General features: G+C 71.9%; 24 protein-coding genes and 1 pseudogene. 16 read left to right on the top strand and 9 right to left on the bottom strand.

What is annotated here, in order from left to right:
• Positions 1-2 precede the first annotated feature (2 nt).
• From ACFY9V_RS24170 to ACFY9V_RS24130, 9 genes are all read left to right on the top strand, one after another.
• Positions 3-1370 (top strand): FAD-dependent monooxygenase, encoded by a 1368-nt coding sequence (locus tag ACFY9V_RS24170; protein ID WP_391162868.1) that lies wholly within the window; start codon positions 3-5, stop codon positions 1368-1370.
• Entirely contained in the window at positions 1367-2134 is a 768-nt protein-coding gene (locus tag ACFY9V_RS24165; RefSeq protein WP_391162867.1) for an SDR family oxidoreductase, read from the top strand. Before ACFY9V_RS24170 ends, ACFY9V_RS24165 begins: the two co-directional genes overlap by 4 nt.
• Before the next feature lie 54 nt (positions 2135-2188).
• A complete protein-coding gene (locus ACFY9V_RS24160; protein WP_391051274.1) occupies positions 2189-3757 on the top strand; it encodes a carboxyl transferase domain-containing protein in 1569 nt (522 codons plus the stop codon).
• Positions 3758-3770: 13 nt separating this feature from the next.
• Positions 3771-4733, top strand: coding sequence for an LLM class flavin-dependent oxidoreductase (locus tag ACFY9V_RS24155; RefSeq protein ID WP_355335457.1), 963 nt, complete (start codon positions 3771-3773; stop codon positions 4731-4733).
• A gap of 61 nt (positions 4734-4794) precedes the next feature.
• Complete coding sequence (locus ACFY9V_RS24150; protein ID WP_391162866.1) at positions 4795-6090, top strand: MFS transporter; 1296 nt, start codon at positions 4795-4797, stop codon at positions 6088-6090.
• Complete coding sequence (locus ACFY9V_RS24145; protein WP_355335452.1) at positions 6087-6680, top strand: NAD(P)H-dependent oxidoreductase; 594 nt, start codon at positions 6087-6089, stop codon at positions 6678-6680. Before ACFY9V_RS24150 ends, ACFY9V_RS24145 begins: the two co-directional genes overlap by 4 nt.
• Before the next feature lie 170 nt (positions 6681-6850).
• Positions 6851-7495, top strand: a complete 645-nt coding sequence (locus tag ACFY9V_RS24140) for a hypothetical protein (protein ID WP_355335450.1) — start codon at positions 6851-6853, stop codon at positions 7493-7495.
• A 65-nt stretch (positions 7496-7560) separates the two neighbouring features.
• Positions 7561-8922 carry a LuxR C-terminal-related transcriptional regulator gene (locus tag ACFY9V_RS24135; protein WP_391162865.1) on the top strand — a complete coding sequence of 454 codons (1362 nt, stop codon included), beginning with the start codon at positions 7561-7563 and terminating at the stop codon, positions 8920-8922.
• A 196-nt stretch (positions 8923-9118) separates the two neighbouring features.
• Positions 9119-10297 (top strand): acyl-CoA dehydrogenase family protein, encoded by a 1179-nt coding sequence (locus ACFY9V_RS24130; RefSeq protein ID WP_355335444.1) that lies wholly within the window; start codon positions 9119-9121, stop codon positions 10295-10297.
• Between the two features lie 114 nt (positions 10298-10411).
• Here ACFY9V_RS24130 and ACFY9V_RS24125 read toward each other — a convergent pair whose 3' ends face one another.
• Both ACFY9V_RS24125 and ACFY9V_RS24120 read right to left on the bottom strand, forming a co-directional pair.
• A complete protein-coding gene (locus tag ACFY9V_RS24125) occupies positions 10412-11095 on the bottom strand; it encodes a response regulator transcription factor (protein WP_355335441.1) in 684 nt (227 codons plus the stop codon).
• A 235-nt stretch (positions 11096-11330) separates the two neighbouring features.
• Positions 11331-12074 carry a TetR/AcrR family transcriptional regulator C-terminal domain-containing protein gene (locus ACFY9V_RS24120; protein WP_391162864.1) on the bottom strand — a complete coding sequence of 248 codons (744 nt, stop codon included), beginning with the start codon at positions 12072-12074 and terminating at the stop codon, positions 11331-11333.
• Positions 12075-12272: 198 nt separating this feature from the next.
• Between ACFY9V_RS24120 and ACFY9V_RS24115 the strand changes: the two genes are divergently transcribed.
• The 3 genes from ACFY9V_RS24115 (at position 12273) to ACFY9V_RS24105 (ending at position 15489) form a co-directional block, all read left to right on the top strand.
• A complete protein-coding gene (locus tag ACFY9V_RS24115; protein WP_391162863.1) occupies positions 12273-13820 on the top strand; it encodes a DHA2 family efflux MFS transporter permease subunit in 1548 nt (515 codons plus the stop codon).
• Positions 13817-14674 (top strand): SDR family NAD(P)-dependent oxidoreductase, encoded by an 858-nt coding sequence (locus ACFY9V_RS24110; RefSeq protein ID WP_355335433.1) that lies wholly within the window; start codon positions 13817-13819, stop codon positions 14672-14674. The genes ACFY9V_RS24115 and ACFY9V_RS24110 overlap by 4 nt, the downstream gene beginning before the upstream one ends.
• A gap of 155 nt (positions 14675-14829) precedes the next feature.
• Positions 14830-15489 (top strand): hypothetical protein, encoded by a 660-nt coding sequence (locus tag ACFY9V_RS24105; RefSeq protein WP_355335430.1) that lies wholly within the window; start codon positions 14830-14832, stop codon positions 15487-15489.
• Between the two features lie 71 nt (positions 15490-15560).
• Here ACFY9V_RS24105 and ACFY9V_RS24100 read toward each other — a convergent pair whose 3' ends face one another.
• Positions 15561-15791: an acyl-CoA carboxylase subunit epsilon gene (locus ACFY9V_RS24100; protein WP_355335427.1), complete on the bottom strand. Its 231-nt coding sequence runs from the start codon at positions 15789-15791 to the stop codon at positions 15561-15563.
• A 431-nt stretch (positions 15792-16222) separates the two neighbouring features.
• On the opposite strand from ACFY9V_RS24100, the gene ACFY9V_RS24095 reads away from it, so the two are divergent.
• Positions 16223-17293 carry a WYL domain-containing protein gene (locus ACFY9V_RS24095; protein WP_391162861.1) on the top strand — a complete coding sequence of 357 codons (1071 nt, stop codon included), beginning with the start codon at positions 16223-16225 and terminating at the stop codon, positions 17291-17293.
• Here ACFY9V_RS24095 and ACFY9V_RS24090 read toward each other — a convergent pair.
• The 4 genes and pseudogenes from ACFY9V_RS24090 to ACFY9V_RS24075 form a co-directional block, all read right to left on the bottom strand.
• Positions 17209-18300, bottom strand: a pseudogene (locus ACFY9V_RS24090) (MFS transporter); the annotation flags it as partial. The gene ACFY9V_RS24095 and the pseudogene ACFY9V_RS24090 overlap by 85 nt on opposite strands.
• A gap of 203 nt (positions 18301-18503) precedes the next feature.
• A complete protein-coding gene (locus ACFY9V_RS24085) occupies positions 18504-19169 on the bottom strand; it encodes a dihydrofolate reductase family protein (protein WP_391162860.1) in 666 nt (221 codons plus the stop codon).
• On the bottom strand, positions 19169-19681 hold the full coding sequence (locus ACFY9V_RS24080; RefSeq protein WP_391162859.1) for an SRPBCC domain-containing protein: 513 nt from the start codon (positions 19679-19681) through the stop codon (positions 19169-19171). The genes ACFY9V_RS24085 and ACFY9V_RS24080 overlap by 1 nt, the downstream gene beginning before the upstream one ends.
• Positions 19665-20027: a metalloregulator ArsR/SmtB family transcription factor gene (locus ACFY9V_RS24075; protein ID WP_391048195.1), complete on the bottom strand. Its 363-nt coding sequence runs from the start codon at positions 20025-20027 to the stop codon at positions 19665-19667. The genes ACFY9V_RS24080 and ACFY9V_RS24075 overlap by 17 nt, the downstream gene beginning before the upstream one ends.
• A 151-nt stretch (positions 20028-20178) precedes the next feature.
• Here ACFY9V_RS24075 and ACFY9V_RS24070 point away from each other — a divergent pair, with 151 nt between their 5' ends.
• The 3 genes from ACFY9V_RS24070 (at position 20179) to ACFY9V_RS24060 (ending at position 22714) form a co-directional block, all read left to right on the top strand.
• Positions 20179-21072 (top strand): oxygenase MpaB family protein, encoded by an 894-nt coding sequence (locus ACFY9V_RS24070; protein WP_391162858.1) that lies wholly within the window; start codon positions 20179-20181, stop codon positions 21070-21072.
• 79 nt (positions 21073-21151) lie between these two features.
• Positions 21152-21439 (top strand): hypothetical protein, encoded by a 288-nt coding sequence (locus ACFY9V_RS24065; RefSeq protein ID WP_355335413.1) that lies wholly within the window; start codon positions 21152-21154, stop codon positions 21437-21439.
• Between the two features lie 120 nt (positions 21440-21559).
• Positions 21560-22714 carry a glutamate--cysteine ligase gene (locus tag ACFY9V_RS24060; RefSeq protein WP_391048190.1) on the top strand — a complete coding sequence of 385 codons (1155 nt, stop codon included), beginning with the start codon at positions 21560-21562 and terminating at the stop codon, positions 22712-22714.
• Positions 22715-22771: 57 nt separating this feature from the next.
• Here ACFY9V_RS24060 and ACFY9V_RS24055 read toward each other — a convergent pair whose 3' ends face one another.
• Together ACFY9V_RS24055 and ACFY9V_RS24050 are read right to left on the bottom strand one after the other, a co-directional pair.
• Positions 22772-25699, bottom strand: coding sequence for a tetratricopeptide repeat protein (locus ACFY9V_RS24055; RefSeq protein ID WP_391162857.1), 2928 nt, complete (start codon positions 25697-25699; stop codon positions 22772-22774).
• A 34-nt stretch (positions 25700-25733) separates the two neighbouring features.
• Positions 25734-26099: a hypothetical protein gene (locus ACFY9V_RS24050; RefSeq protein WP_391162856.1), complete on the bottom strand. Its 366-nt coding sequence runs from the start codon at positions 26097-26099 to the stop codon at positions 25734-25736.
• Positions 26100-26218 lie beyond the last annotated feature (119 nt).

Below are 26218 nucleotides of genomic sequence, written 5' to 3'. Positions count from 1 at the left end.
GCATGGCGGGCCCACTGGACACCGACGTCGTCGTGGTCGGAGCAGGCCCCGTCGGGCTGCTGCTCGCCGGTGAACTGCGCCTCGGCGGAGCGCGGGTGACCGTGCTGGAGCAGCTCACCGAACCGACCACCGAGTCCCGGGCGTCCACGCTGCACACCCGCACGATGGAGATCCTGGACGACCGCGGGCTGCTGACACGGCTGGGCACGCTGCCCAGCGGCGGCCCCGGGCACTTCGGCGGCCTGCGTCTCGACCTGACCGCGGCGGCTCCCGGCCACCGCTGGGCCGGGCAGTGGAAGTGCGCCCAGGCGCGTCTGGAGGCCGTGCTGTACGCCTGGGCCACGGAGTTGGGCGCGCGGGTGCTGCGCGGGCACGCGGTGACGGGCCTGCGTTCGCGTACCGACCGGGTGGAGGCCGGGTTCATCCAACTGGGCTCCCAACCGGGCGTCCTGACCGCCTCCTACGTGGTCGGTTGCGACGGCGAGCGCAGCACCGTACGGCAGTTGGCCGGATTCGAGGTGGACGGCGGGGACGGCACGCTGGAGATGCTCCGGGCCGACCTCGCGGGCATCGACATCCCCAACCGGCGCTTCGAGCGGCATCCGAACGGGCTCGCCACCGCCTTCCGCTGGCCCGACGGCAGCACGCGGGTGATGGTCCATGTGCACGACGAAGGCAGCGGTCCGTCCGCCGAAGCCGAAGCCGGCACCGGCACCGGCACCGGCACCGGCACCGGCACCGGAACTGGCACCGGCCCCGGACGGCGGACCGGCGCCCCGAGCCTGGACGAGGTCGTCCGGGCCTGGGCCCTGGTGACCGGCGAGGACATCGGCGCCGGCACCCCGGTCTGGCTCAACGCCTTCGACAACACCACGATCCAGGCCACCCGCTATGTGAAGGGCCGGGTGCTCCTCGCGGGCGACGCGGCTCACGTGCAGATGCCCGTCGGGGGCCAGGCGCTCAACCTCGGCCTCCAGGACGCCGCCGACCTCGGCCGCAAGCTCGCGGAACAGATCGCCAAGGGCGACGGGGGCAGCGAGGACAGCGGCTCTGCCCTGCTGGAGAGCTACCACGACACCCGCCACCGGATCGGCGCCGCGACGCTCACCAACATCCAGGCCCAGGCCCGGCTGCTGCTCGGCGGTCCCGAAGTGGACGGCCTGCGGTCGGTCTTCGGCCAACTGCTGGAGATCGACTCGGCCCGGCGCCATCTGGCCCGCGCGATCAGCGGCCTCGGCGCCGCCGCCCCCGACCCCGCCGAACCCGGTCCGGCCGACCCCGACCCCGTCGACCCCGACCCCGACCCGTCCGGCCCCGCGGCACCACACCAGACCACCACAGATGACGTCACCCCAGGAGAGGCATCATGAGCAGGCTTATCGGCAAGACGGCGCTCGTCACCGGCTCCAGCCGCGGCATCGGCCGCGCCATCGCCGTACGGCTGGCCAGGGAGGGCGCGCTGGTCGCCGTGCACTACGCCGCCAACGAGGCGGCGGCCCAGGAGACCGTCGAACTCATCGAGAAGGACGGTGGCCAGGCGTTCACCGTCCGCGCGGAGTTGGGCGCGCCCGGCGATGTGCACGAACTCTTCCTCGGCTTGGAGAAGGGCCTCAAGGAGCGGTCCGGCGGCACCACCCTCGACATCCTGGTGAACAACGCCGGTGCGACCAGCGCGAGCGGCATCGCCCCCGAGGACGTGACCCCGGAGCAACTCGACCTGTTCTTCGCGGTGAACGCCAAGGCCCCGTACCTCATCGTGCAGCGCGCCCTGGCGCAGATCCCCGAGGGCGGTCGCATCATCAACATCTCGTCCGGCCTGACCCGGGTCGCCAACCCCGACCAGGTCGCGTACGCGATGACCAAGGGCGCGATCGAGCAGCTCACCCTGCACCTCGCCCGCCACCTGGCGCCGCGCGGCATCACCATCAACAGCGTCGCGCCCGGGATCACCGACAACGGCAGCGCCGTCTTCGACATCCCCGAGGCGGTCGAGCAGATGGCTCAGCTCTCGGCCTTCAAGCGGGTCGGCAAGGCCGGTGACGTCGCGGACGTGGTCACCTTCCTCGCCACCGACGAGGCCCGGTGGATCACCGGCGCCTTCATCGACGCCACCGGCGGCACGCTGCTGGGCTGACCGCCCGGCGGAGCAGGAACCGACCGAATCGAACGGGAGAGGAGGTGGCCCGGCATGCCGACAGACGTCCCGGGAAGCATCGCGGACCGCACGTCCGAACTCGGCGCCCTGAAGGAACGGGTCCGGCAGGGACCCGATCCGCGGGCGACCGAACGACAGCACGCACGCGGCAAGCTCACCGCGCGGGAGCGGATCGAACTGCTCCTGGACAAGGGCAGCTTCACCGAGGTCGAAGGGCTGCGGCGGCACCGCGCCAGCGGCTTCGGCCTGGAGGCGAAGAAGCCGCACACCGACGGTGTGGTCACCGGCTGGGGCACGGTCGAGGGCCGGACGGTCTTCGTGTACGCCCATGACTTCCGGATCTTCGGCGGCGCGCTGGGAGAGGCGCACGCCGAGAAGATCCACAAGATCATGGACCTGGCCATCGCGGCCGGCGCCCCGCTGGTCTCGCTCAACGACGGGGCGGGCGCCCGTATCCAGGAGGGCGTCTCGGCGCTCGCCGGTTACGGCGGGATCTTCCGGCGCAACACCAGCGCCTCCGGGGTGATCCCGCAGATCAGCGTGATGCTCGGCCCGTGCGCGGGCGGAGCCGCCTACAGTCCGGCCCTCACCGACCTGGTGTTCATGGTCCGGGAGACCTCGCAGATGTTCATCACCGGCCCGGACGTGGTCCAGGCGGTGACCGGCGAGGAGATCACCCAGAACGGTCTCGGCGGCGCGGACGTGCACGCCGCGACCTCGGGGGTCGCCCACTTCGTCTACGACGACGAGGAGACCTGCCTGGCCGAAGTCCGCTATCTGCTCTCGCTGTTGCCCGCCAACAACCGCGAACTGCCGCCGCGCGCCATCACCGCGGATCCGCCCGACCGCGAGTCCGAGGCACTGCTCGACCTGGTGCCCGCCGACGGCAACCGGTCCTACGACGTCCGGCGGGTGATCGAGGAGATCGTCGACGACGGCGAATTCCTCGAAGTGCACGCCGCGTTCGCGCCCAACCTGGTCTGCGCGCTCGCCCGGCTGGAGGGCCGGGTGGTGGGCCTGGTCGCCAACCAGCCCGCGGCGATGGCGGGCGTACTGGACATCGACTCCAGCGAGAAGGGTGCCCGGTTCGTCCAGTTCTGCGACTCGTTCAACATCCCGCTGGTCACCCTCGTCGATGTCCCCGGCTTCCTGCCCGGCGTCGACCAGGAGCACAACGGCATCATCCGGCGCGGCGCCAAACTGCTCTACGCGTACTGCAACGCCACCGTGCCGCGGGTCTCACTGATCCTGCGGAAAGCGTACGGCGGCGCGTACATCGTTATGGACTCCCGTTCCATCGGCGCCGACCTGGCCTTCGCCTGGCCGACTAACGAGATCGCGGTCATGGGCGCCGAGGGCGCCGCCAACGTGGTCTTCCGGCGCGAGATCGCCGCCGCCGAGGACCCGGCCGCCATGCGCGCCCAGAAGATCGCCGAGTACCGCGACGAGCTGGTCCATCCGTACTACGCGGCCGAACGCGGCCTCGTCGACGACGTGATCGACCCGCGCCTGACCCGGCCGGTGCTCTGCCGCGCCCTGAACATGCTCAGCGCCAAGGGCGCCGACCTGCCGCACCGCAAGCACGGCAACCCACCCCAGTGAAAAGGATCGTGGCATGGACGTCGGACTCCTCTTCGACCTGCGCAACCCCGAGCAGTGGCACCGGCCGTGGGCCGACCACTACGCGCATACTCTGGAACTCTGCGAAGAGGCCGACCAACGCGGTGTCGGCGGCCTGTGGTTCACCGAGCACCACCGCTTCGAGGACGGCTATCTGCCGCAGCCGCTGACCGTCGCGGCGGCCGTCGCCGCGCGCACCCGGCGGGCCCGAATCGGCACCTCGGTGGTGCTGCCCGCGCTGCACCACCCCGTCGACCTCGCCGAACAGGCCGCGCTCGTCGACCTGATCAGCGGCGGCCGGCTCGAACTCGGCCTGGGCGCCGGGTACCGGGTGCCCGAATACGAGCTGTTCGGCGCGGACTTCGGCCGCCGGTTCGCGGGCACCGGCCGCAACATCCGCGAGATCCTGCGCCTGTGGCAGGAGCGGGTGATCTCGCCGCTGCCGATCCAGGACCCGCCGCCGCTGTGGGGCGGTTTCTACGGTCCGCGCGGCGCGAAGCTCGCGGGCGAGCTGGGCATCGGGCTGCTGCACATCTCGCGCCCCATGTTCAAGCACTACCGCAAGGGCCTGGTCGAGGCCGGCCACGACCCGCAGGCGGCCCGGGTCAGCGACCTGATGCCCCTCATCCTCGCCGAGGACCCGGAGAAGGCGTGGCACCAGGTCGCGCCGCACCTGGCCCACCAGGTCAACTCCTACCGGCAGTTGTCGGTGGAGGGCCGGGAGAAGTCCGAACCGCTGCTCACCGCCGAGGATCTCCGCGACCCGAACGCCGAGGACACCCGTGGCCTGCTCGACATCCTCACCCCCGAGGACGCGGCCGTCCGGATCAAGGAACTGACCGGTGACCTGCCGGTCAAGCACCTCATCTTCTGGGCGAGCATCGCCGGGATGCCGGACGAGCTGGTCGCCGAGAACATCCGGCTCGTCACCGAGAAGCTGCCCGCGCTGCTGCCGTGAGCCGGACCCGACGCCGAAGCCGACACCGCGACCCCATCCGACACAGACACGGCGGCCCCTCATGACAGCTCCCTCGTGGACCGACTCTTCCGATGCCGATGCCGATGCCGATGCCGATGCCGAGGCCACGGGAACGGCCACGGGAACGGGCACAGGACCGGCGGCGGAATCGACGCGCTGGGACGCCCGGCTCTGGACCGTCCTCCTGATCCTGTCGGCCAACATGATCCTCGACGCGATCGAGGTCTCCCTGGTGCTCGTCGCGCTGCCCTCCATCGGCGCCGCGCTCGGCCTTGACCTGTGGACGGCGCAGTGGCTGATGAGCGGCTTCGCCGTCGGATTCGCCACGCTGCTCGTCCTGGGCCCCCGGCTCAACGCCCGACTGGGCCGCAGACGGGTCTACCTCGCCGCGATGCTGCTCTTCGCCGCCGCCTCGGTGGTCGGCGGACTCACCGACAGCGCGGCCCTGCTGATCACCACCCGGGTGGTCAAGGGGCTCAGCGCGGCGCTCACCGCACCGACCGGTCTCGCCATCATCGGCACCACCTTCCCCAGCGGACCGCAGCAGCGGCGGGCGGTGTCCGTCTACGCCCTGTTCGGCGCGGCCGGTTTCACGGTCGGACTGCTGCTGTCGGGCGCGCTGCTGACCGAGAGCTGGCGCTGGACCTTTCTCTTCCCGGCGCCCGTGGCCCTGATCCTGCTGGTCTTCGCCCTGCGGATCATCCCGCGCGACCGGGGCGCCGTCCCGGCCCCGCGCGTCACCCCCGCGCTGCTGCGCAACCGCCAACTGCTGCGCTCCGCCGTCGGCGCGGCCTGTCTCAACGGCACGTACCAGAGCCTGTTGCTGCTGCTCGTCTTCCAGACCCAGCGCCAACTGGGCTGGTCTCCCTGGCAGTCGGCGGTCGCCCTGCTGCCCGCGTGCGTGCCGCTGGCCGTGACCGTGCCCTTCGCCGGAGCCATGACGGCGCGGTGGGGCACCGGGCGGCTGATCGCCCTCGGCGCGACCGCGCCGCTGCTGGGCTACGCCCTCTACCTGTGGCGGCCCGACAGCGGTTCCTACCTCACGGGAATGCTGCCGACGCTCCTTCTGGTCGGCGCCGGGTTCGTGCTCTCCTTCGCGGCCCTCAATCTCCAGGCGACCGGGGCCCTGCCGCCCGCCGAACGGGCCGCGGCCGTCCCGCTGTTCCAGACCGCCGTGCAGGTCGGCGCCGTCGTGATGCTCCCGGCCACCGCGGCGCTGCTCGGCTCCCACCACGGTCACCGCCCGGCGCTGACCCTGATCACCGCCGTCTCCGGGATCGGCCTGCTGGCCGCACTGACCGGACTCCGTACCCCTCACAGACAGGTCGCACCATGACGGATGACCAGCTCTCCCTCGCCATCATCACCGCCAGCGTCCGCGACGGGCGGCTCGGTCCCGCCGTGGCCGACTGGTTCCTGTCCCAGGTCAAGGAACGCCCCGAATTCACCGTGCAGAGCGTCGATCTGATCGACCATCCGCTGCCGCTGGTCCTGCCGGGGCCCGGCAAGGACGTGTCGCTGGAGACGGCCAGGACGCGCGAAGCGCTGCGTTCCGTGCTCGTGGCGGCCGACGCCTTCGTCGTGGTCACGCCCGAGTACAACCACAGCTTCCCGGCCGCGCTGAAGAACACCGTCGACTGGTTCTACGAGGAGTGGACCGCCAAGCCGGTCGGCTTCGTCTCGTACGGCGGCCTCAGCGGCGGCATCCGCGCCGTCGAGCAGCTCCGGCAGGTCTTCGCCGAGGTGCACACCCTGACCGTACGGGAGAACGTCGCCTTTCCCCTGGCGGGAAACCGTTTCGACGAGGCGGGCCGGCTGATCGACCCGGAGCCGAGCGTCCTGTCGGCCGGACTGCTCCTGGACCAACTGCACTGGTGGGGCAACGCGTTGCGGGCGGCCCGCGCCGAGCGCGCGTACCCGCGCTGAGCCCGCGCTCGATCCGTACCCGCGCTGAGCCCGCGCCCAATTCGTACCCGCGCTGAGCCCGCTCTCGATCCGTACCCGCGCTGAGCGCGCACCCGGCCGGTGACTCCCCACGCACCGCCCGCTTCCCGCCCCGAACCCCCGGACCCCGGTCCTCTGGAAGGACGACGGCAATGACCCAGCAGATCTCCTCCGCACCGCCGGACATCCGGCGCGCCGACAGCACGGCCGCGCACGTCGCGCAGTGGCACGTCCCCGACCGCGAGTCCGGGGTCGAGGCCGTGGCCGAGACCGTCGAGCAGTGGCGCGCCGCCGACTGGCCGACCGGGCTCCTGTCGGCCTCCGCGTATCTCAGCACCGAGGACGACACGGTGCTGACCTACCTCCAGACCTCGCGAGCCTCGGCCCACCGCGACTTCACCTCGGGGCTGACGGGACTGGCGGGCGCCGCGACGGTCGCGTACACGCTGCGCCGCGCGATCGTGCTGCACAAGGGGCCGCTGGTGCCGTCCAGCTTCGTGGTCGCGACCTTCGACGTGGACGGGCCCGCCCCGCAGGAGCACATCGTCGAGTCGATCGCGGGCGCCCTCGAAAGCGCCCCCGGCGCGCAGCACCCCGGCCTGCTCTCGGCCAACTTCCACCTCAGCACCGACGGCACCCGCGTCCTGAACTACGCCGAGTGGACCAGCGACGAGGCGCACATCTCGTTCCTTGAGGGCGCCACGCGGGCGGCCACCCTGCGCGCCACCCACGACACTCCCGGCGTCCGGCCGATCGGCTTCAAGCGCTACCACCTCCTGCACAGCCTCACCGCCTGACACCACGTCACATCCGCGCGCCCCATCGGCCCACCGGCCCACCGACCTACCGAACGGAGTCCACCGTGCAGGGCGGAAGGAACGAATCCGCGCCGCTGCGTCTCGCCGAGGCACCCTCGGCGGTCGCACGGTGGCGTCACGAGGAATACGCGGCGGCGCACCCGCCCGCACCGGGCATCCGCCGCGCCGACGACGGCGAGCGCGCGCGTCCCGACGAGACCGAGGTGTCCGCGGCCCCCCGCGTCCTCGAACTGGCCCACCGCGGGGTGAACCGCTCCACGGCGATGCGCCAGGCCGAGCGCCTGCTCGCCGCGGACGAGCGGCGAGCCGACGCCGACAGCGTGTGGCAGGCCGTACTGACCCTGCTGTACGCGGGGGACACCTCGTCCGCGAGCGCGCACTGCGCCCGGCTGGCCCGCGAACCGCTCTGGTCGGGTTCGGTCCGCCACCGCCAGACGCTGGCCCTGCTGCGCGCACGGATCAAGCTGCTCGGAGGGGATACGAGCGGGGCCGTACGCATTCTGCGCGCGGTCCTCGCCCGGGGCCGGTCCGGTACCCGCGTCCCCCTCGCCGCGGTCTGGCTGACCGAGGCGCTGGTCGGGACCGGCGACCTCGACGGCGCGTGGACGGTGCTCCAGGAGAACGGCATGGTCGGCGCGCTCGACCTCGAAGGCCACGACCGGGCCCACGTCCTGGCGGCGCGCGGCGCGCTGCACCTGGCCGCGGGCCAGTTCCGGCAGGGGATCGACGACTGCCTGAGCAGCGGCCGGCTGCTGGCCTCGTACGGCATCGACAATCCCGCGGTGGTCGCCTGGCGTTCGGCGGGCGCGCTCGGGGCCGCGGTCGCGGGCCGCCGTGACCTCGCCGTCGCCCTGGCCGAGGACGAACTCGTCGCCGCGCGGAAGTGGGGGTCGGCGCGCGTCCTGGGGACGGCCCTGCGCGCCGTCGCCGTGGCGCGCCGCGACAAGACCTCCCTCGTACTGCTGGAGGAGGCCGTCGATCTGCTCCGCCTGGCCGACGCCCAGGGCGAGGTGGCTCAGGCCCTCTACGACCTCGGCTCGCTGCGGGCCGAACGCAAGGACGCGGCCGGGGCGCGGAGCCGGTTCACGGCCGCCGCCGCGGTCGCGCGCACCTGCGGCAACACCTTCTGGGCGCACCGCGCCGAGTCCGCGCTGCGCCGGCTGGGCGGACCGGGCGCCCCGCGCGGACTCACCCCGCAGGAGGCCAGAATCGCGCAGCTGGCCCGCGCCGGATACAGCAACCGGCGCATTGCGGAAGCCCTTTTCCTCAACGTCAGAACCGTCGAATTCCATCTGTCGGGCGTCTACCGCAAACTCGCCATCTCCGGCAGAGGCGAACTCGTCATGGTACTGAGCGCGGTCGGGGAATCCCCGGCAGTGCGACACAAACCTGCGGGCGAACCGTAGGTTTCCCCGGCTCCTTCGCCGCCGCTTCGCCGAGGGTGCGAGGATCGGGAAAACGGTCGGTCGGTGATCAGAGCACCGAACGCATTCCGTTCTCAACTCCCCTTTCCCGCCGGCGATGTCAGCGCGCGGACCGTCCGGAATACCGGTGCCCGGCAGCGGGCGCGTCAAGTGCTACCCACATCGGGAGGAACCCATCATGACCACCACCGCGCCGTCCCGGGACGATCTCGTCGAGGCCGCGGGGAAACTCGTGCCCCTGCTGCGCTCCCGGGCGCTGTGGATCGACGAGAACCGCAGGCTCCCGCAGGACGTCATCGAGGCGATCGAGGCGTCGGGTCTGCTCAAGATGCAGGTGCCCACGCAGTACGGCGGATACGAGTCGGACGCGCGCGCCTTCGTCGACGTGCTGGCCGAAGTCGCGAAGGGCAACAGCTCGGCCGCCTTCGTCCTGTCCATCTACGCCTCGCTGACCTGGATGGTCGGCCTGTGGCCCGACGAGGCGCTGGACGAGGTGTTCGCCGAGCCCCATGTCCGCGTGACGGGCACGACGGCCGCGTCCGGCAAGGCGACCCGGGTCGACGGCGGCTATCTGTTCAACGGTAGCTGGGGCTACAACAGCGGCGTGCTGCATGCCCACTGGAAGATCACCGCGGCGATGCCCGAGGGACCCGCGGGGGAGACCCTGCCGGTCTTCGCCCTCATCCCGATCTCCGAACTGGAGATCGTCGACGACTGGAACACCATCGGCCTGGCAGGCTCCGGCAGTGTGACCACCGTGGCGAAGGACGTCTTCGTCCCCGACCACCGGGTGATCTCCGGCGCCGACTTCTACCAGAACGTCTCGAAGTCGCAGGCCAACGCGGCCAAGGGCGCCTACCGGGTGCCGATGCTGGTCAGCGCCACGGTGATACAGACGGGCCAGCTCGTCGGCGCCGCCAAGTACGCCCTGTCCAGCTTCCTGGAGCGGCTCCCCGGCCGGCCGCTGACGTACACCAGCTACCCCAGCCAGTTGGAGGCGCCGATCACGCATCTCCAGGTCGGCGAGGCGGCCCTGCTGATCGAGGACGCCGAGGCCCGCGCCCACCGGTTCGCCGATCTGCTGGCCGACAAGATCCGGCGGGACGAGCCGTGGTCCCAGGACGACCGGGTCTTCTCCCGGGTGCAGATCGGCTGGATCGCCAAGCAGACCAAGCAGGCCGTGGAGATCCTCGCCGCCGCCAGCGGCGGCTCCTCGATCTTCCGGGACGTGCCGATCACCCGCATCCAGCGGGACGTGCACGCGACGTCCCTGCACGCCCTGATCACGCCGAGCACCAACATCGAGCTGTACGGCAGGTCCCTGACCGGCCTTGAGCCCAACTCGCTGTACCTGTGAGCGACATGCCGCGCTGAGCGGAGCGTGACGCGGGCGCGCGTACGGCGGGGCCCCCGCCGTACGCGCGCTTCCGCTTCCTTTTCCGTTGCCGTGCGGGCGGGTCCGGGGGTCGGATCAGCCGAGGCCGACCCGGAATCCGACCCCGCGGACGGTGACGATCCAACTGCTCCGGCCCAACTTGTTGCGCAGCGAGTTGACATGGGTGTCCACCGTGCGGCTGGCCTGGTAACCGACCGCGAGCACCGTCGGGATCTCCCATATCTCGGCGAGCAGCCGCTGCCGGGTCACGACCATCTCGGGGTGCCGCGCGAGGTAGTACAGCAGGTCGAACTCCTTGCGGGTCAGCTTCACCGGCTTCTCGTGCACCTGCACCTTGCGCGAGGCCGCGTCGATCCGCAGACCGCCGATCGACACCGTCGTCTTGGGGGTGACCACCGGTCGGCGCGGCTCCCGCCGCCGCATGACGGCCTCCATGCGGGCCGCCAACTCGCGGATCTCGTACGGCTTGTCGATGCAGTCGTCGGCGCCCGCCCGCAGTCCCAGGACCCGGTCCAGCTCGGTGCCGCCGCTGGCGAACGCGATGACGGGGATGTCACCCGTCTCCCGCATGCTGCGGCAGACGGCCAGGCCGTCGATGTCCGGGAGATCGAGGTCGAGCAGGACGAAGTTCGCCTGCCGGAAGGTCTCCAGAGCCGCGGTTCCGGAATCCACGGTCGTCACCTCATGGCCGTACCGCTCCAGATTGCGGGCCAGGGCCGCGGCTTCGTGCTCCTGCGCCTCCACAACGAGTATGCGCACGGTATCTCCCTTGGAGTTGTACGGACCGAAGGTGGATTCACGGCCGCAAGCTCCATTGCCTGCATAGCTGTTAGGTGGACACATCCATCTAGTGCTGATCCGCGGCGCGGATTCTCAAACCGTTCTCATCGATTCGAGCCAGGGAGTTCATGCGAGGACACACGGACTTCGCGGATCCGCTTCGGAGATATCCGTTCGCGGGAAGGCGCGGTAAACCGTGTCGAATCGTCAGAGGTCAGGGAGCGGTCACCGGCAGGGAGCGGTTCTGCTGGACATCTCGGAACGCGCGCAGGAATGTGTCGACCGCGGCGTCGGCCACGGTGTGGAGTTCGGTGTCCGGTACGGGTCGGGTGCCGAGTTGGGACCGCGCCTCCATGGGGCCCGTGAGCAGAGCGAGGAACTGCTCCGCGGCCTCGACGGGGTCGCAGGGGCGCAGCAGACCGGCCAGGGAGAGCCGGGCCATCCGGTCGGCGAGGGTCTGCCGGAGCCGGTCGGCGCCGCGCCCCCAGACGACTTCGAGCAGTCCGGGGAAGCGGGTGATCTCCGCGTGCAGCAGTCGGCGCAGCGCCCAGGAGCGGGGGTCGCAACACTGGAGCAGCATGCGGTATCCGACCTCCTCCAAGCGGGACCTGACCGGGTCGGAGCCCTCGCGGTCCCCGCTCTCCTCGTCGGCCTCGCCGTTTCGGCCGTTCGCGCCGCCCTCGACCGTCAACTGCTCGGCCAGGGCGAGGTTTCCGTCCATCACCGCGTTCCCCGTCGCCTCCATCGCGGCGTGGAAGAGGTTCTCCTTGTCGCCGAGGTGGTTGTAGACGGTGTGCTTGGCGACGCCCGCCACTTCGGCGATCTCCTCCATGCACGCACCGGCGTACCCCCGCTTGGCGAACACGGCGAAGGCCGCGTCGAGGATCGCCTGACGCTTGTCGATGCGGCCTCGCGAGGCCGTTCGGTTGCCTGATGCCGATGTCGCAGTTCCGCCCACCCTCGCAGCGTACCCGATACGGGCGTTGAGTTACACCAGCCGGTGCAGTTTGTTGCCCACCGACGTTGTCAGCGTCCTGAGTGGTGCCCTAATCTGCACTGGCGAGTGCAATTTGGCTCGCTGTCATCTGACGTGCCGCCATCTGACGCGCGGCCACCTCACGCCACCTCATGCCACTTCACGCCACCGGAGAGACTCATGGCGCATCCGTCGAACGAGGGCCTTGACCCCGCGCTGCGGCGACTGATCGGAGTGATCCTGTTAGGCGGGATCATGGGGATCCTCGACGGCTCGATGATCGCCGTCGCAGCGGACACCCTGGTCAAGGACTTCGACACCTCACTCAGCGCGGTCAGTTGGGTGTCCACGAGCTATCTGCTCGCCCTGACCGTGAGCATCCCGGTCACCACCTGGGCCGTCGACAGGTTCGGCGGCCGACGGCTGTGGCTGCTCGGCCTGGTGATCTTCCTCGCCGGTTCCATCAGTTCCGGACTCGCGTGGAACATCGGCAGCCTGATCGCCTTCCGCGTGCTCCAGGGACTCGGCGCGGGTCTGCTCGACCCGTTGATGCTGACCCTGCTGGCCCGTTCGGCCGGACCCAGCCGGATCGGACGGGTCATGGGCCTCATGGGCGTCGTCGGCTCCAGCGGCCCGGTGTTCGGCCCGGTGATCGGCGGATTCATCCTGCAAGGCGTGTCCTGGCGCTGGATGTTCCTGGTCAACGTCCCGATCGGCCTGCTCGCGCTGGTGCTCGCCCTGCGGGTGATCCCGGACGACAAGCCGACCGGCGAGCAGCCGGTGGGCAAGCTCGACACCGTCGGCGTCGCGCTGATCGGCCCGGGCGTCGCGGCCGCCGTGCTGACCTTGTCGCAGTACGCCGAGCGGACCGAGTTCTCCGCCTGGCAGGTGCTCGTCCCGCTGGTCGCCGCGGTCGTGCTGCTCGGCGCCTACGCCGTCCACGCGCTGCGCGAGCGCACCACGCAACCGCTCATCGACCTGCGGCTGTTCGCCTCGCGCAGCTTCTCCGCCAGCGTCACCGTCGGCGCCCTGGTCGGTCTGGCCACCTTCGCCAGCCTGTTCGCGCTGCCGCTGTACTACCAGCAGGTACGCGGCCACGACACCTTCGCGTCCGCGCTGCTGCTCGCTCCGCTCGGTGTGGGGTCGGCCCTGTCGATGCCGCTGACCGGACGGCTGTCCGACAAGGTCGGCTCACGGACCCTGGTGATGTGCGGCGGCGCGGTCGCCACGCTGAGCGCGCTGGCCTTCACCCAGCTCAGCGCGGACACGTCCCAAGTCTGGACGGCCGTGGTGGCGTTCACGATCGGCCTCGGCCTCGGCAGCGTGGGCGCGCCCACCATCGCCTCCCTCTACCGCACGCTCCCGCCGCATCTGGTGCCTCAGGGCAGCACCGTGCTGTACATGCTCAACCAGCTCGGCGCCGCGATCGGCATCGCGCTGGTGGCACTGCTCGTCCAGAGCGCGGGCAGCGGCGACGCCCTCGGCGGCTTCCGGCACGCATACTGGGGCGTGACCGGCGCGCTCGTCCTCGCCCTGATCGCCGCGACCCAACTGCCGGGCCGTCCCAAGCCGCAGGAATCCGACGGCGGTACGCCGCAGGAACAGCACGCCGACGTGAACTCCGACGTCACCGCCGACGTCCACTCCCATGCCGACTCCGCGGTCGGCTCCGACATCCGCTCCGCGGAGGCTCCCGCCTCCCTGGCCGCCCAAGGGGACACCCTGTGAAGACCATTGTGATCGCCGGTGGCACCGACGGCATCGGAAAGGCGCTGGCGGCCACCCGGCTCGGCAACGGCGACACCGTCGTCGTCATCGGCCGCAGCGAGGTGAAGGGGAAGGCGTTCCTGGAGACCGCCGCGACCGTCGGCGCCCAGGACCGGGCCTTCTTCATCCCTGCCGACCTCAGCCTGCTGGGCGAGAACGAACGGGTGCTCAAGAAGCTGCGCGCGCGGTTCCCGACAATCGACGCCCTGGTCCTGTGCGCCCGCCACTACCGCACCGAGCGCGCCCTGACGGCCGACGGCATCGAGGAGAACTTCGCGCTGTTCTACCTCAGCCGTTACCTGCTCGGACACGGCCTGGTCGACACGCTGTCCGCCGCCGAACAGCCCGTGGTGGTCAACGTGGCCGGTCCCGGCGCGAGTCTGAGCGTGGTCCGCTGGGACGACCTGGAGCTGCGCCACGGTTACCACGGCGGCGCCGCGCTCGGCCAGGGCGGAAAGCTCAACGACCTGCTCGGCGTCACCTTCGCCGAGCGGTACGGGGACAGCGGCATCCGCTACGTCCTGATCCACCCGGGCGTCACCGCGACGAGCTTCTCCGGCGAGTACGACGATGTGACGCTGCGTCAGATCCTGTCGATGCAGTCGTTCGCCAAGCCGGTGGAGGCCGCCCTCCCGCCGATCGTCGACGCCATCGACGCCCCTCCCGCCGAGCCGTTGAGCGCGTTCGTCGAGGGGCTTCGGATCGGGGTGAAGGACCGGTCCTTCGCGCCGGACGCGGCCGAACGCCTCGACGCGGCCACCGAGCGGATCCTGGAGGAGCACCGGGGTCGGACCGGCGGTCCCGGCGGGAATTGACGGTCTCCAGAAGGTGTCACAAGCGGAATTGATGTTCTTTTCACAATCCTGAGCCGGGATTCCTGGGCGCGGGTCACCGCTGGTCGGAGAATGTTCCGTACCACGCCGTGGCCCGCGCCTTTCGTGGAGCCACCTCATTCCCGAGGAGCCGAAGAATGTCCCACGCGTCCACCTCGCGGCCCGTCATCGAGAATCCCCAGAGCGACATCGTGCTCGTCGGCACGGTCCCGACGGAGAGCGGAAAGGCGGCGCAGACCGCGGAAGCCGTCGTCGCCCACTGGCGGTCCGGCGAGTGGCCGCCGGAGCTGCTGTCGCTCACGGTCTACACGAGCAGCGAAGGCGACTCGGTGCTGACCTACGCGCAGTGGTCCGCGGAGGAGCCGCTGCGGCAGTCCCTGAAGGAGGAGGGCAGCCTCTCCGACACGGCGTCCGCCGTCCCCGGCGCCCCGGCGCCCGTGCCCTACCGCCTGTACCGCGCGGTCCGCGGCTCCGGCATCGCCGACCCCGCCCCCGTCGCCGAGTCCTTCCCCGTGGCCTTCTTCGGCGCGGAGAACGACCAGGCCGCCCGCGCCTTCGTGGACGCCCTGTTCGCCGGCGAGGAGGCCACCGAGGGCCAGGACCGCGACTACCCCGGCGGGATATCGGCGAACATGCACATCAGCGTGGACGGCACGAGCGTCCTCAGCTTCTCCGAATGGGTGACGGAGGCCAACGCCGTCGCCCACATCGAAGCCGTCTGGGAGCCGGTCCTGAAGGACCTCGGCGGCACCGGTCTGCTCTACCGGCACTTCAGCACCCTGCTCCCGACCGCCTGAACACCCCACCGGCCGGCCCCCGCCCTCGGGCGGGAGCCGGCCGGTTCCTCATGGCTCAGGACCTCAGCGGCTCATCCGGCCGCGCGCGCGTACGCGTGCCAGACGCGAGGCGCGTCGAACAGGTGCACCCGCTCCGACCGCCGCCACCGCGCGGCGGGCACCGACACCACGTCCCCCGGCACCGGCAGATCGGGCCCCGCCGCCGTACGGGCGAAGAGCACGGCGACAAGCGCGGCCAGTTCCTCAGGAGTCGCACAACCGCGCACCACGCGCAGCTGACGAGAATCGATCGAGTCGGTCATCACACATCCTTCTTCGCGCGGTCGGAAAAGTCGAGGCCACACCGGCAGCGGAAATGCGCCGCACCTCAACCTCAAGGTTCCAGGGAAACCGGTCCCCGCTCAAGACACCCCGATTCAGGACTCCGTCAGATTCCACAAGTCCTCGCCAGCCGAATTCAGCGACCGCCAGCCGAATGTCAGATCCCCTTGACCCGGCCCGCCTTCCGCGCCGCGGGGACGGAGCGTCAGGCGAAGGACGGCCAGCGATGGCCGGCCCAGTGGCGCCAGTCCGTCCAGCCGGGCGGTGGGCCGGTCGGCCGGTCGGGCGGATAAAGCGGTGGCCGCCCGACCGCCCGACCGCCTGACCGCCCTCACCGCCCCGACCGCCCCGGCCGCCCGGGCGGTCCCCGTCGAATCGGCGCACCCGCTCCCGGACCTGGAATCATCGGGCCATGCGCGCCGCCCGGCTCCTCTCGCTCATCCTCCTGTTGCAGAACCGGGGGAGGCTGACGGCCGGTGAGCTGGCGCAGGAGCTGGACGTCTCGGTGCGGACCGTCTACCGGGACATCGACTCGCTGAGCGCCGCGGGCATTCCGGTGTACGGGGACGCCGGGCACGGCGGGGGATACCAGCTGCTCGGCGGGTACCGGACCCGGCTGACCGGGCTGCATGTCGACGAGGCGGAGTCGCTGTTCCTGGCCGGACTGCCGGGCGCGGCCGACGACTTGGGCCTGGGGGAGGTGCTGGCGGCGGCGGAGCTGAAGCTGACCGCGGCCCTGCCGCCACCGCTGCGGGACCGGGCCGGGCGGATCCGTGAGCGGTTCCACCTCGACGCGCTCGGCTGGTACCGGGAACAGGACTCCCCGTCCGCTCTCGTACCGCTCGCCGACGCGGTGTGGAATCAGCGGCGGATCCGGGTGCGCTACCGCCGCTGGACCGCGCCGCAAGAGGTCGAGCGCGACCTCGACCCGTACGGCCTGGTCCTCAAGGCGGGGGTCTGGTACCTCGTCGCCGCGGTGGACGGCGCGGTGCGCACGTACCGGGTGTCCTCGATCCTCCGCCTGGACGTCGGGACGACCGGCTTCGAGCGGCCGGACGGGTTCGACCTGGCCGCTCACTGGCAGGAGTACCTCGCCGTCTACGACGCCCGAAGGCTGCGGCTTCAGGGCTCCGTACGGATCGCTCCCGCGCTGCTGTCCGCGCTGCCGGACCGCCTGGACGCGGCTCTGGTCCGCGCGGTGGAGACCTCGGCGGGGCCGCCGGACGCGGACGGCTGGGTGACGGCGACGGTGCCGCTGGAATCGGTCGAGCTGGCGGTGCCCGTACTGCTGTCACTGGGCCCGGACATCGAGGTGCTCGGCCCCGAGGAGCTGCGCCGCGCGATCGCGGAGAGGGCGGCGGCCGTGCTCGACCGGTACCGGCCGGCGGACTCGCCCGGCCGGGCGGGGGCCGACGAGCGCAGCAGCACTCCGGCGGACAGGGTCGCCAGCAGGGCGAGAGCGGCGAGGACCCCGAAGCCGTAGCGCGTGTCGGTGCTGTCGGTGACCTTCCCGACCAGGAACATCACCGCGACCGTGGCCGCCAGCCCGCCGCCGTTCGCCAGCCCGAAGACCCGGCCCACCGAGGCGTCGTCGGCCGAGGTCATCAGCATGGTCCGCGAGGCGATCCGGGCCTGCCCGAAGAAGAACGCGCCCACCGGCACTCCGACGAGATAGCCGGCGATCCCGAACTGGCTCTGGAGTACCAGGCCCACGGCGCAGAGCAGGAAGCCCACGAGGGCGATGCGGAGGTCGGGACTGCGTCTGCTGACGATCCGGTACGCGCCGGCCGCCGCCAGGAAGCCGAGGCAGCCCAAAGCGTCCACCGCGCCGAACGTCCCCGCCCCCAGGTGGAGTTCACCGATGACCGCGGTGGGCAGCAGGGCGTTGAAGACCGTGACGACCACGCTTCCCTGGGCGTAGAGCAGGATGAAGTGCCGCATCCGCATCGGTGTCCGCGTCGGCGTACGCGCCGCCACCGGCGCCGACTCCCCGGCGGCGGCGGCCGTCGGCGCCCGTTCCGGGCGACGCCCCACCGCGGCCACGCACAGCGCCGAGACGGCGAAGGTCCCGGCGTTGAACACCAGCAGCGGCACGGCGCCGAACGCCTGGACGGACAGCCCGCCGACCGTCGCCGACAGCAGCATCCCCGCCTGGGTCCCCATCTCGTAGCGGGCGTTGAACCGCCGCAGCCGGTCCGCCGGGACCCGTTCCTTGATCAGCGCGGAGCTGGCGGGGAAGAACAGCGCGCCGACCACGGCGAGCGCCAGGTTGGCGCCGTAGATCCCGGCTCCCGGAGAGCCGCCGCAGACCAGCCAGAGCGGCAGGGCCAAGGCCAGCGCCGTACTGGAGAGATCGCAGCCGATCCACAGGGCCCGCCGGTCGAAGCGGTCCGCCAGCCGCCCGAAGAAGGGTGACAGCAACGCCTGCGGCCCGGCGACGGCGATGAAGAGCCAGCCGACGGCCATCATGGTGCGCTGTTCCCTGATCATGAGCAGCGCACCGACGATGAGCTGGACGTTGTTGCCGAGAGCGGTGGCGAAGGCAGCGGGTACGAGCAGCCGCTCGGCCCGCCGGGAGTGCCGACTGAGGATCATGGCACCACTGTCCGGCGCTTCGCTGACATCCTGTGTCAGTGAAGTCTCTCCGCACCCGGTGACGTCTTCGCACCGCCCCCGAGCGGCCGGGCCGCCCGCTACCGCCGCTTGACGGTGTAGGTCAGGTGGGTCACCCGGGACGACGCGTCCGTGCGGGTCTGGTCGAGGGCGAGACGGTCGGGGTCCACGCGCTCGAACAGGCGGATGCCGGTGCCGAACAGCACGGGCGCGAGGGTGATCGAGAACTCGTCGACCAGGCCGGCGTCCAGGTACTGCTGGATCGTCTCGGCGCCGCCGGAGATACGGATGTCGCGGTCGCCCGCGGCCTCGCGGGCCCGGTCGAGCGCGCTGGAGATGCCGTCGTTGACGAAGTGGAAGGTCGTGCCGCCCGGCCGCTCCCACGGGTCACGCTCGACGTGGGTCACGACGAACACCGGGGTGTGGAACGGCGCATCCTGGGGCCACGCCAGCTCTCCGGCGTCGAACATCCGCTTGCCCATGACGCTCACGCCGGTGCGCTCGTACGTCGCCCGGGCGATGTCGTTGTCGATCCCCTCCTCGCCGCCCTCGCCGAGCTTGAGGTTCTCGCGGAACCACCGCTGCGGGAAGATCCACGCCTGGAGCTCCGACCACTTCGCCATCCAGCGCCGGACCCCGGGGTCGCTCTGGCCTTCGGGCGAGAAGACGTCCTCGACGGGCACGGCGTCCGGCGCCATGAAGCCGTCGAGCGACATCGTCACACTGAAGAACACCTTGCCTGCCATCAGTCGTCCGCTCCCTTCGACGCGGTCCCGTTCCCGGTGAGTTCGGCGACGTAGACCGCCAGATTGCGCAGCGTCTGCTCGCCGCCCTCGACCGCGTGGTACTTCTCCGCCGCCTCGTCGCGCAGCTCCCTGGTGGGGAACACCGTGCGCATCACGAGCCGGGTCTCCTCCTCCGCCGTTTCGAAGGTCAGGACCGACTCGAAGGTGTGGGGGTCGTCGCGGGACTCGCCGTGCAGCAGCGCGATCCGCCGCGACGGGACGATCTCGGTATAGGTGATCCACTCCTGGTAGTCGGTCCCGTCCGGCCCGTGCATCACGAAGTCCCAGACCCCGCCGACGCGGAAGTCGAAGGACCGCGTCGTGGTCGTGAACCCTTCGGGGCCCCACCACCGCGAAAGGTGCCGGACCCGTGTGAACGCCTCGAACACCAGCTCCCGTGGGGCGCCGATGGTCCGGGAGACCACGATCTCGCGGTCCGCCGCCGCCTCGTCGCCGCTATTGGCCGTCGTCATCCGGTGGTTCCTCCTGCCTTGCCTGTTTCAGATCTCGTACGTACGTGTCCAGCCGGTCGAAGGTCCCGTTCCAGAACTCCTCGAAGCCGCCCGTCCACTCATGGATCGGCCGCAGCCCGCGGGCGTCCAGTCCGTAGAGCCGCTGCTTGCCCGCGCCGCGGACCCGCACCAGCCCGACCTCGCGGAGCACCCGCAGGTGCTTGGACGCCTGCGGCTGGGTCATCCCCAGCTCCCGCGCCAGCTCGGTCACGGGCCGCTCGCCGCCGCGCAGCAGCGCCAGGATCTCCCGCCGCTGCGGCTCGGCGATCGCGTTGAACGCGTCCGAGGTCGTCGCCGCTCGTGCCATGACTCCATCGTATGCCTATATCAGCATGCGTCAACCGCGGCATGCCGCTCCTGAGGTTCCGCGCCCTCGGTGCGGGCCGCTCGTCCTGGCCGCCGCGCCCGCCGGGCGGCTCGGTACCCTCGGCGGAGGGAGACGGCCCCTGGAGGCGCTGGTGGGACTGCGGGAACGGATCGCGAGGGAACTCACCGCGACCATGCACGGCGGGGACCTCGAACTGGGACGGTACGCGGCGCCGCCCGGTGATCCCGGACTGTTCGGGATCGCGCCGGGGGACCCGGTGTGGCGGGTGCACGGGCACGCCACCGGGATGCTCACCGGCGGATTCGCCGCGCTCATGCTCCAGTCGCTGCATCCGCTGGCCATGGCGGGGGTCGACGACCACTCCGACTTCCGCGCCGATCCGGTCGGACGGCTGAACGGCACCGTACGGTTCATCACCACGACCACCTTCGGCTCCTCGGCCGCCGCCCGCGAGGTGATCGACCTCGTCCGGCGGATCCACACCCGCGTGCACGGCACCGCCCCCGACGGCCGCCCGTACCGCGCGGACGACCCCGATCTGCTCACCTGGGTGCACACCGCCGAGGTACGCAGCTTCCTCGCCGGCCACCAGACCTACGCGCCCCGGCCGCTGCGGCTGACTCCCGCCGAGTGCGACGCCTACTACCGCCAAGCCGCCCCCGTGGCCGAGGCGTTGGGCGCGCGGAACATACCGCGCACATCCCTCGAAGCCGAGCGCTACCTGGCCCGCATGCGCCCCCAACTCCACGCCACCGCAGCCGCGTTGGACTCGGTACGGTTCCTGCGCCGCTTCGGACGCACACGACGGGAGCGGCTGGTCGTCGGCCGGCTCATGAACGCCTCGGTCGGACTCCTCCCCGGCTGGGCCCGTACCGAATTGGGCGTTCACCGCCCGGTCGCCGTCCGCACCGGCTGGGACCGGCCCCTCGCGACGGCCGTGGGCCGCACCATCGAATGGGGGCTCGGGCCCTCCCAGATCCAGGCCGCCGCGCGAGGGCGGCTGGCGCAGGCGCCACAGGGATGACGGGGGCGCGGACCGGACCGCGGCCGACGTACGGGCCTCACGATCCGGGGGCGCGCGACCCGCGTGGGATCATCGGTCCATGAGCAGCGACCTGGAAGTGAGCGCTCTGGCGATCAACGTGACGATCCCGCGGGAGCTCCGCTGGACGGACACCCGACGCGGCGAGGAGTTCACGCTGACCACACTCAACGTCCGGCTGCTCCCGGACGGTCGACTCGCCGCCAAGGCATACGGCCGGCCGGTCGGCGGCGGCAGGGGCGCCTACGTCTCCTTCCCCGTCCCCGACAGACCCGAACTCGCCGCCCTGGTCGACGCCGCCGCCGGCCGGGCCGGGGCGCTGTGGGCCGCCCATCGCGGTCTCGGCTGAACCCGTTTCGCCGCGAGGGGGAGAGGGCTCGCAGGGGAGTGCGGCCCGAGACGCCGATCGATGCCAGGTCTGCTCCGTGACGAGGCCGTTCTGGGGTAGCAGACGGCTATGACGACAGGCGTGACCATTGGGGTCGAAGAGGAATTCCTGCTGCTCGACCGCAGGACCGCACTGCCGGCGCCACGCGTCGGCCAGCTCCGGATCGCGGCGGAGCGCGAGCCCGACCTGGGGAGCGAGGAGGTCGACACCGAGCTTCTGCAGTCCCAGGTGGAGGTCGCGACCCCGGTCTGCTCCGACCTGGACGAGGTCGCCGCGCATCTCACGCGGTTCCGGAAGTCGCTGAGCGCCGCGGCGCGCAGCGTGGACTGCCGCCTGGCGGCGACGGGCGGCGCACCCCTCATGGCCGAGGCGTCGGTGCCGGTGACCGGTGAGCAGCGGTACCGGGACATGCGGGTGGACGCGGCGCGACTGGTCGACGAGCAGTTGATCTGCGGTATGCACATCCATGTCGCCGTGCCCGACCGCCAGGCCGGGGCCGCCGCGCTGGGCCGGATCCGTCCCTGGCTGCCGCTTCTGGTCGCGCTGGGAGCCAACTCCCCGTTCTGGGACGGGCGGGACACCGGCTTCGCCAGCTGGCGCACCGTGATCTTCGGCCGCTGGCCGGTCAGCGGATCGCCGCCGTTCTTCTCCGGCGCCTCCCATTACGAGGAGCGGGTCGACGCCCTGCTGGGCACCGGGGTGATCGCCGACCGGCACCAGCTCTACTGGCACGCCCGGCTCTCCGACGAGTACCCGACGCTGGAGGTCCGCGCCCCCGACGTCCAGCTCGACGTCGACAGCGCGATCACCCTCGCCGGGCTCGCCCGCGGCCTGGTGGTCACCGCACTGCGCGAGGGCAGCGTCGGCGGCCGTCCCCTCGACCCGCCGGCCAGCGTCCTCCAGGCCGCGGGCTGGCACTCCGCCCGCCACGGCCTGACCGCCAACCTGGTCGACCCCCGCACCAATGAGCCGTCCCAGGCCGCCGACGTGCTCGGCGCCCTCCTGGACTGCGTCACCCCAGCCCTGAAGGAACTCGACGACCTCGACCGGGTGACCTCCGGCGTGCGACGACTCCTCGACAAGGGCACCGGCGCCGCACGCCAGCGCGCCGCCCTCGCGCACGGCGGCACCGAGGAACTCCTCGACCTGATAGCACCCGAGCCCGTCGATCCGGCGGACGGTGACGACGCCCGGCAGCCGGAAGCGCCCGTCATCGCCCGGGCGGGACGCCCGTAGGGCATGGAATCGGCGCCGGCTCCCGGCGACGGGCGGCAGCCGTGCGCCGATTCCCCGCTACGCCCCGGACGACCCGCTGAGGCGGCTCGCGAGCAGGAGCGTCGCGGCCACGGACTTCACGGGGATGTCGCCGAGCTTCTGGCAGAGGGTCATCGCCTGTCGCAGCGCGAGGTCGGCTTCCGCGGGGTGTCCGGAGGCGAGGAGGTGTGAGCCGAGGTTGGTCAGGACGATCGCCTCGCGCTCGCTGTCGCCGCGTTCACGGAAGACGGCGAGCGCCCGGCGAAAGGCCGCTGTGGCGTCCGCCTCCTGACCGGTCTTGGACAGGGCCAGGCCCAGGCGATTCTGCGATTCCGCTTCGCCCGCGCGCGCACCGGCTTTCCGGCTGAGCGCGATGGCCTGCCGGAGGTGGTCGGCCGCCTCTTCGTAGCGCCGCGCCGCGAGCAGTGTCGCGCCGAGGCTGTCCAGGAGGACGGCCTGATTCGGTTCGTCGTCCTCTTCGCGCCGTACGGCGAGCGCCCGGCGGAGGGTCTTCTCGGCTTCGTCGTACCGGCCGAGCCAGTGGAGGGCCGCGCCGTGCGCGGCGAGCCGTCGGCGTTGGTTCGAGGCGCTGCCGCTCTCCTCGGCGCAGGCGGCGGCTTCCTCCAGCGCCCGTAGGGCCTGCGCGAACCGGCCCACGCGCACCAGGGCCTCGCCGATGTCCCCCTGGATCTCGCCTTCGACGCGGCGGTCGCCGATGTCGCGGAAGATCGAGACCGCCTGCTCCAGGGCCTCGATGCCCTGCTCCTCCTGTCCGTTCCGGCCGTGGACGAGACCGAGGAAGCCCAGTATTCTCCCCTCCCCGAAGCGGTCGCCGCTCTCCCGGCAGATGAGCAGGCCCTTGCGGAGGGCCGCGACGGCCTCGTCGTCCTGTCCCGTCCGGGTCAGACACGCGCTGTCAACGACGACGGCTCTGCCCTCGGCGGCGCGGTCGCCGGTCCTCCGGTGGATGGCCAGCGCCCGCTGGTTCGCCTCCTCCGCTTCCGCCGCGCGCCCCGTATGGGCCAGGGCGAGCGCCAGATACGTCAGCGCCGACGCCTCGTTGTCATCGGCGCCGGCTTCCCGGAAGAGCGAGGCGGCCGTCCGGAACGGTTCGACGGCCTCCTGCTCCCGCCCCGGCAGCAGCACGGACAGCCCCAGAAGATGCTGTGCCCAGCCCTCCGCCGCCCGGTCACCGGTCCATCGGCAGACCGGCAGGGCGACGGCCGCCAGAAGGGTCATCTCCTCGAAGTGGAGGCGCAGGGAGCAGAATTCGGCGAGGCAGTACGAGAGGGCGACGGGCACGGCGGGGTGGCCGAGTCCCGTGGCGAAGGCGGCGGCACAGATCAGGTTGGCGAATTCGTCCTCCAGCCAGGACAGCGCCTGCGCGCGATCCCGGACCAGGGGCGCGGGCGACGGTACGGGGCCCTTGAGGTGTGCGTCGGCCGCGACCGCGGTCCGTACGTAGTAGTCCATCAGCCGGGCCAGCGCCGCCTGCGCCTGATCCGCGTCGGCGCGCGCCGCGCCGCGTTCGTCCGCGTAGAGGCGTACGAGACCGTGCATGCGCCAGCGGCCCCAGGTGCGCGCGGGTTCGATGAGGTGGGCGCGGGCGAGGTCGCGCAGCATGACCTCCGCGGTCGTCTCGTCGGCGCCGCACAGGTGGGCCGCCGCGCTGGTGCCGATGTCGGGGCCGCTGTTGAGGGGGAGCAGCCGGAAGAGCCTGGCGCACGCGGGGGAGACCTGTTCGAGGTGCTGGTGGGAGAGGTCGAACGCGGCCCGTACCGCCCGGTCCTCGCGGGTGAGGTGGTCCAGGCGGCGCTGGGCGTCGGCCAGTGCCTGGGCGAGGGACGCGAGCGGGCGGCCGGGGGTGTCGGCGAGGAGCGCCGAGCAGATCCGCAGGGCGAGGGGTAATCGCCCGCAGTATTCGGCGATGCGCAGGGCGTCGTCGGGTTCGTCGGCGACGCGGGTGTCGTGCGGGCCGCGGGCCTGCCGCAGGACACTGCGGATCAGGTCCACCGAGGCGTCGGCGGCGAGAACGTCGAGTTCGCACAGGCGGGCGCCGACGTCGAGGGTGTGGCGCGAGGTGACCAGGGCCGCGTTGCGGCCGTCGCCGGGAAGCAGCGGGAGCACCTCGTCGGCGCTCGAGGCGTTGTCGATGACGACCAGGACCCGGCGGCCGTGTTCCGCGCAGGCGGCCAGCACCGACCGGTACAGCGCGACGCGGGCCCGCGGATCGGCGGGAATGTCCGCGTCGGCGATGCCGAGAGCGCTCAGCCATGGGCCGAGGACACGTTCGGGGAGCAGACGCAGGTCCCGGTCGTAGCCGAGGAGATCGGCGAAGAGGACACCGCCGGGGAACCAGCCGGGTTCTGCGGTCGCCCGCGCGGCGGCCTGGAGGACGAGCTCCGTCTTGCCGACGCCCGCCAGCCCGGTGACCACGGCGGCGACGGGTCCGTCGTGCCGCTCGGTCCGTGGCCGCAACAGGTCCAGCAGCTCGGCGAGTTGCTTGTCCCGGCCGGTGAAGTTCGCGGCGCGGACCGGCAGTCCTGACCCGGCCAGGGGAGTCTCGCGCGGCACCTGCACGGTGATGTCCCGGCCCTGGAACACGGCGCTGAAGAACGTACCGCCGTGCACGTGGTTGGCGACGTCGCTCGCCGAACCGGGGGCGGAGGCGGGGTCATTGGGCTCGTCCCGGCTCCCGCGCGGCCAATCGTCCAGGCCCGCGCGGAAGTCCGGATCGACGGCGGCGCGCTCCGCGAGTGCGACGCTGAGCGCCTGCGCGCGTCGCAGGTCACCCGGTGCCCGCTCCAGCGCCCGCAGCTCCGCCGACGCCGAGCTGACCGGGAGCGGTGAAGCCGGTCGCTCCGGGACGGGGCTACTGACGAGTTCGCCCAGCTCCCGCCAGGCAGCCCGCGCCTCGTCCCGCCTGGCCGACAACTCCGCCAGCCGTCGCGCCGAGATCACCTCCACACGCGCCCCGCCCCGGTCACCGCGTCCGCCGTGGCTACGCGTCGGAGGGCCGGCGGAGTGTGTACCAGGCCGCTCCCGCCAGGGCGGCGGCGGTCACGGCGAGGGCCGCGTGCGGCAGGAACCGTCCCGGCCGGCTGGCCTTACGGTGGGCCAGCACGGCGCCGTTGGACTGCCAGCTCAGCGCGGAGCGATTCGACTGGCCCGACAGCAGCGAGCCGGCCGACTGGAACGAGCCGATGGACGTCGCGGACATCACCGATCCGAGCGACCCGATGGACAGGACCGACGCCACCGAACCGATCGACAGGACCGACCCGGCCGAGGCGATGGACAGCACCGAATCCGTGCACCCGATGGACAGCAGCGAGTTGTGTGACCCTGTCGGCCAGCGTGAGGACATACGGACACTGTCTCACCCCGCACCCTGTCGCGCCCCGCATTCCCGGCCGCGAGACAGCCCCCGGCAGCTTCGGCGCCGCACCGCTCGCAGAGCCGTGACGACGCCCTCGCCCGGCCCCG

Source organism: Streptomyces sp. NPDC008317 (genome assembly GCF_042955955.1).
Taxonomy (GTDB): domain Bacteria; phylum Actinomycetota; class Actinomycetes; order Streptomycetales; family Streptomycetaceae; genus Actinacidiphila.
The sequence above is the reverse complement of the archived record's forward strand: the minus strand, read 5'-3'. Positions and strand labels throughout refer to the sequence as shown.

Coding starts and splice junctions, on each gene's coding strand:
- ACFY9V_RS24145 (WP_355335452.1), top strand. CDS start 6,087: ATGACGGATGACCAGCTCTCCCTCGCCATCATCACCGCCAGCGTCCGC.
- ACFY9V_RS24095 (WP_391162861.1), top strand. CDS start 16,223: ATGCGCGCCGCCCGGCTCCTCTCGCTCATCCTCCTGTTGCAGAACCGG.
- ACFY9V_RS24165 (WP_391162867.1), top strand. CDS start 1,367: ATGAGCAGGCTTATCGGCAAGACGGCGCTCGTCACCGGCTCCAGCCGC.
- ACFY9V_RS24100 (WP_355335427.1), bottom strand. CDS start 15,791: ATGACCGACTCGATCGATTCTCGTCAGCTGCGCGTGGTGCGCGGTTGT.
- ACFY9V_RS24075 (WP_391048195.1), bottom strand. CDS start 20,027: ATGGCACGAGCGGCGACGACCTCGGACGCGTTCAACGCGATCGCCGAG.
- ACFY9V_RS24160 (WP_391051274.1), top strand. CDS start 2,189: ATGCCGACAGACGTCCCGGGAAGCATCGCGGACCGCACGTCCGAACTC.
- ACFY9V_RS24140 (WP_355335450.1), top strand. CDS start 6,851: ATGACCCAGCAGATCTCCTCCGCACCGCCGGACATCCGGCGCGCCGAC.
- ACFY9V_RS24065 (WP_355335413.1), top strand. CDS start 21,152: ATGAGCAGCGACCTGGAAGTGAGCGCTCTGGCGATCAACGTGACGATC.
- ACFY9V_RS24050 (WP_391162856.1), bottom strand. CDS start 26,099: ATGTCCTCACGCTGGCCGACAGGGTCACACAACTCGCTGCTGTCCATC.
- ACFY9V_RS24105 (WP_355335430.1), top strand. CDS start 14,830: ATGTCCCACGCGTCCACCTCGCGGCCCGTCATCGAGAATCCCCAGAGC.
- ACFY9V_RS24170 (WP_391162868.1), top strand. CDS start 3: ATGGCGGGCCCACTGGACACCGACGTCGTCGTGGTCGGAGCAGGCCCC.
- ACFY9V_RS24155 (WP_355335457.1), top strand. CDS start 3,771: ATGGACGTCGGACTCCTCTTCGACCTGCGCAACCCCGAGCAGTGGCAC.
- ACFY9V_RS24080 (WP_391162859.1), bottom strand. CDS start 19,681: ATGACGACGGCCAATAGCGGCGACGAGGCGGCGGCGGACCGCGAGATC.
- ACFY9V_RS24085 (WP_391162860.1), bottom strand. CDS start 19,169: ATGGCAGGCAAGGTGTTCTTCAGTGTGACGATGTCGCTCGACGGCTTC.
- ACFY9V_RS24115 (WP_391162863.1), top strand. CDS start 12,273: ATGGCGCATCCGTCGAACGAGGGCCTTGACCCCGCGCTGCGGCGACTG.
- ACFY9V_RS24150 (WP_391162866.1), top strand. CDS start 4,795: ATGACAGCTCCCTCGTGGACCGACTCTTCCGATGCCGATGCCGATGCC.
- ACFY9V_RS24130 (WP_355335444.1), top strand. CDS start 9,119: ATGACCACCACCGCGCCGTCCCGGGACGATCTCGTCGAGGCCGCGGGG.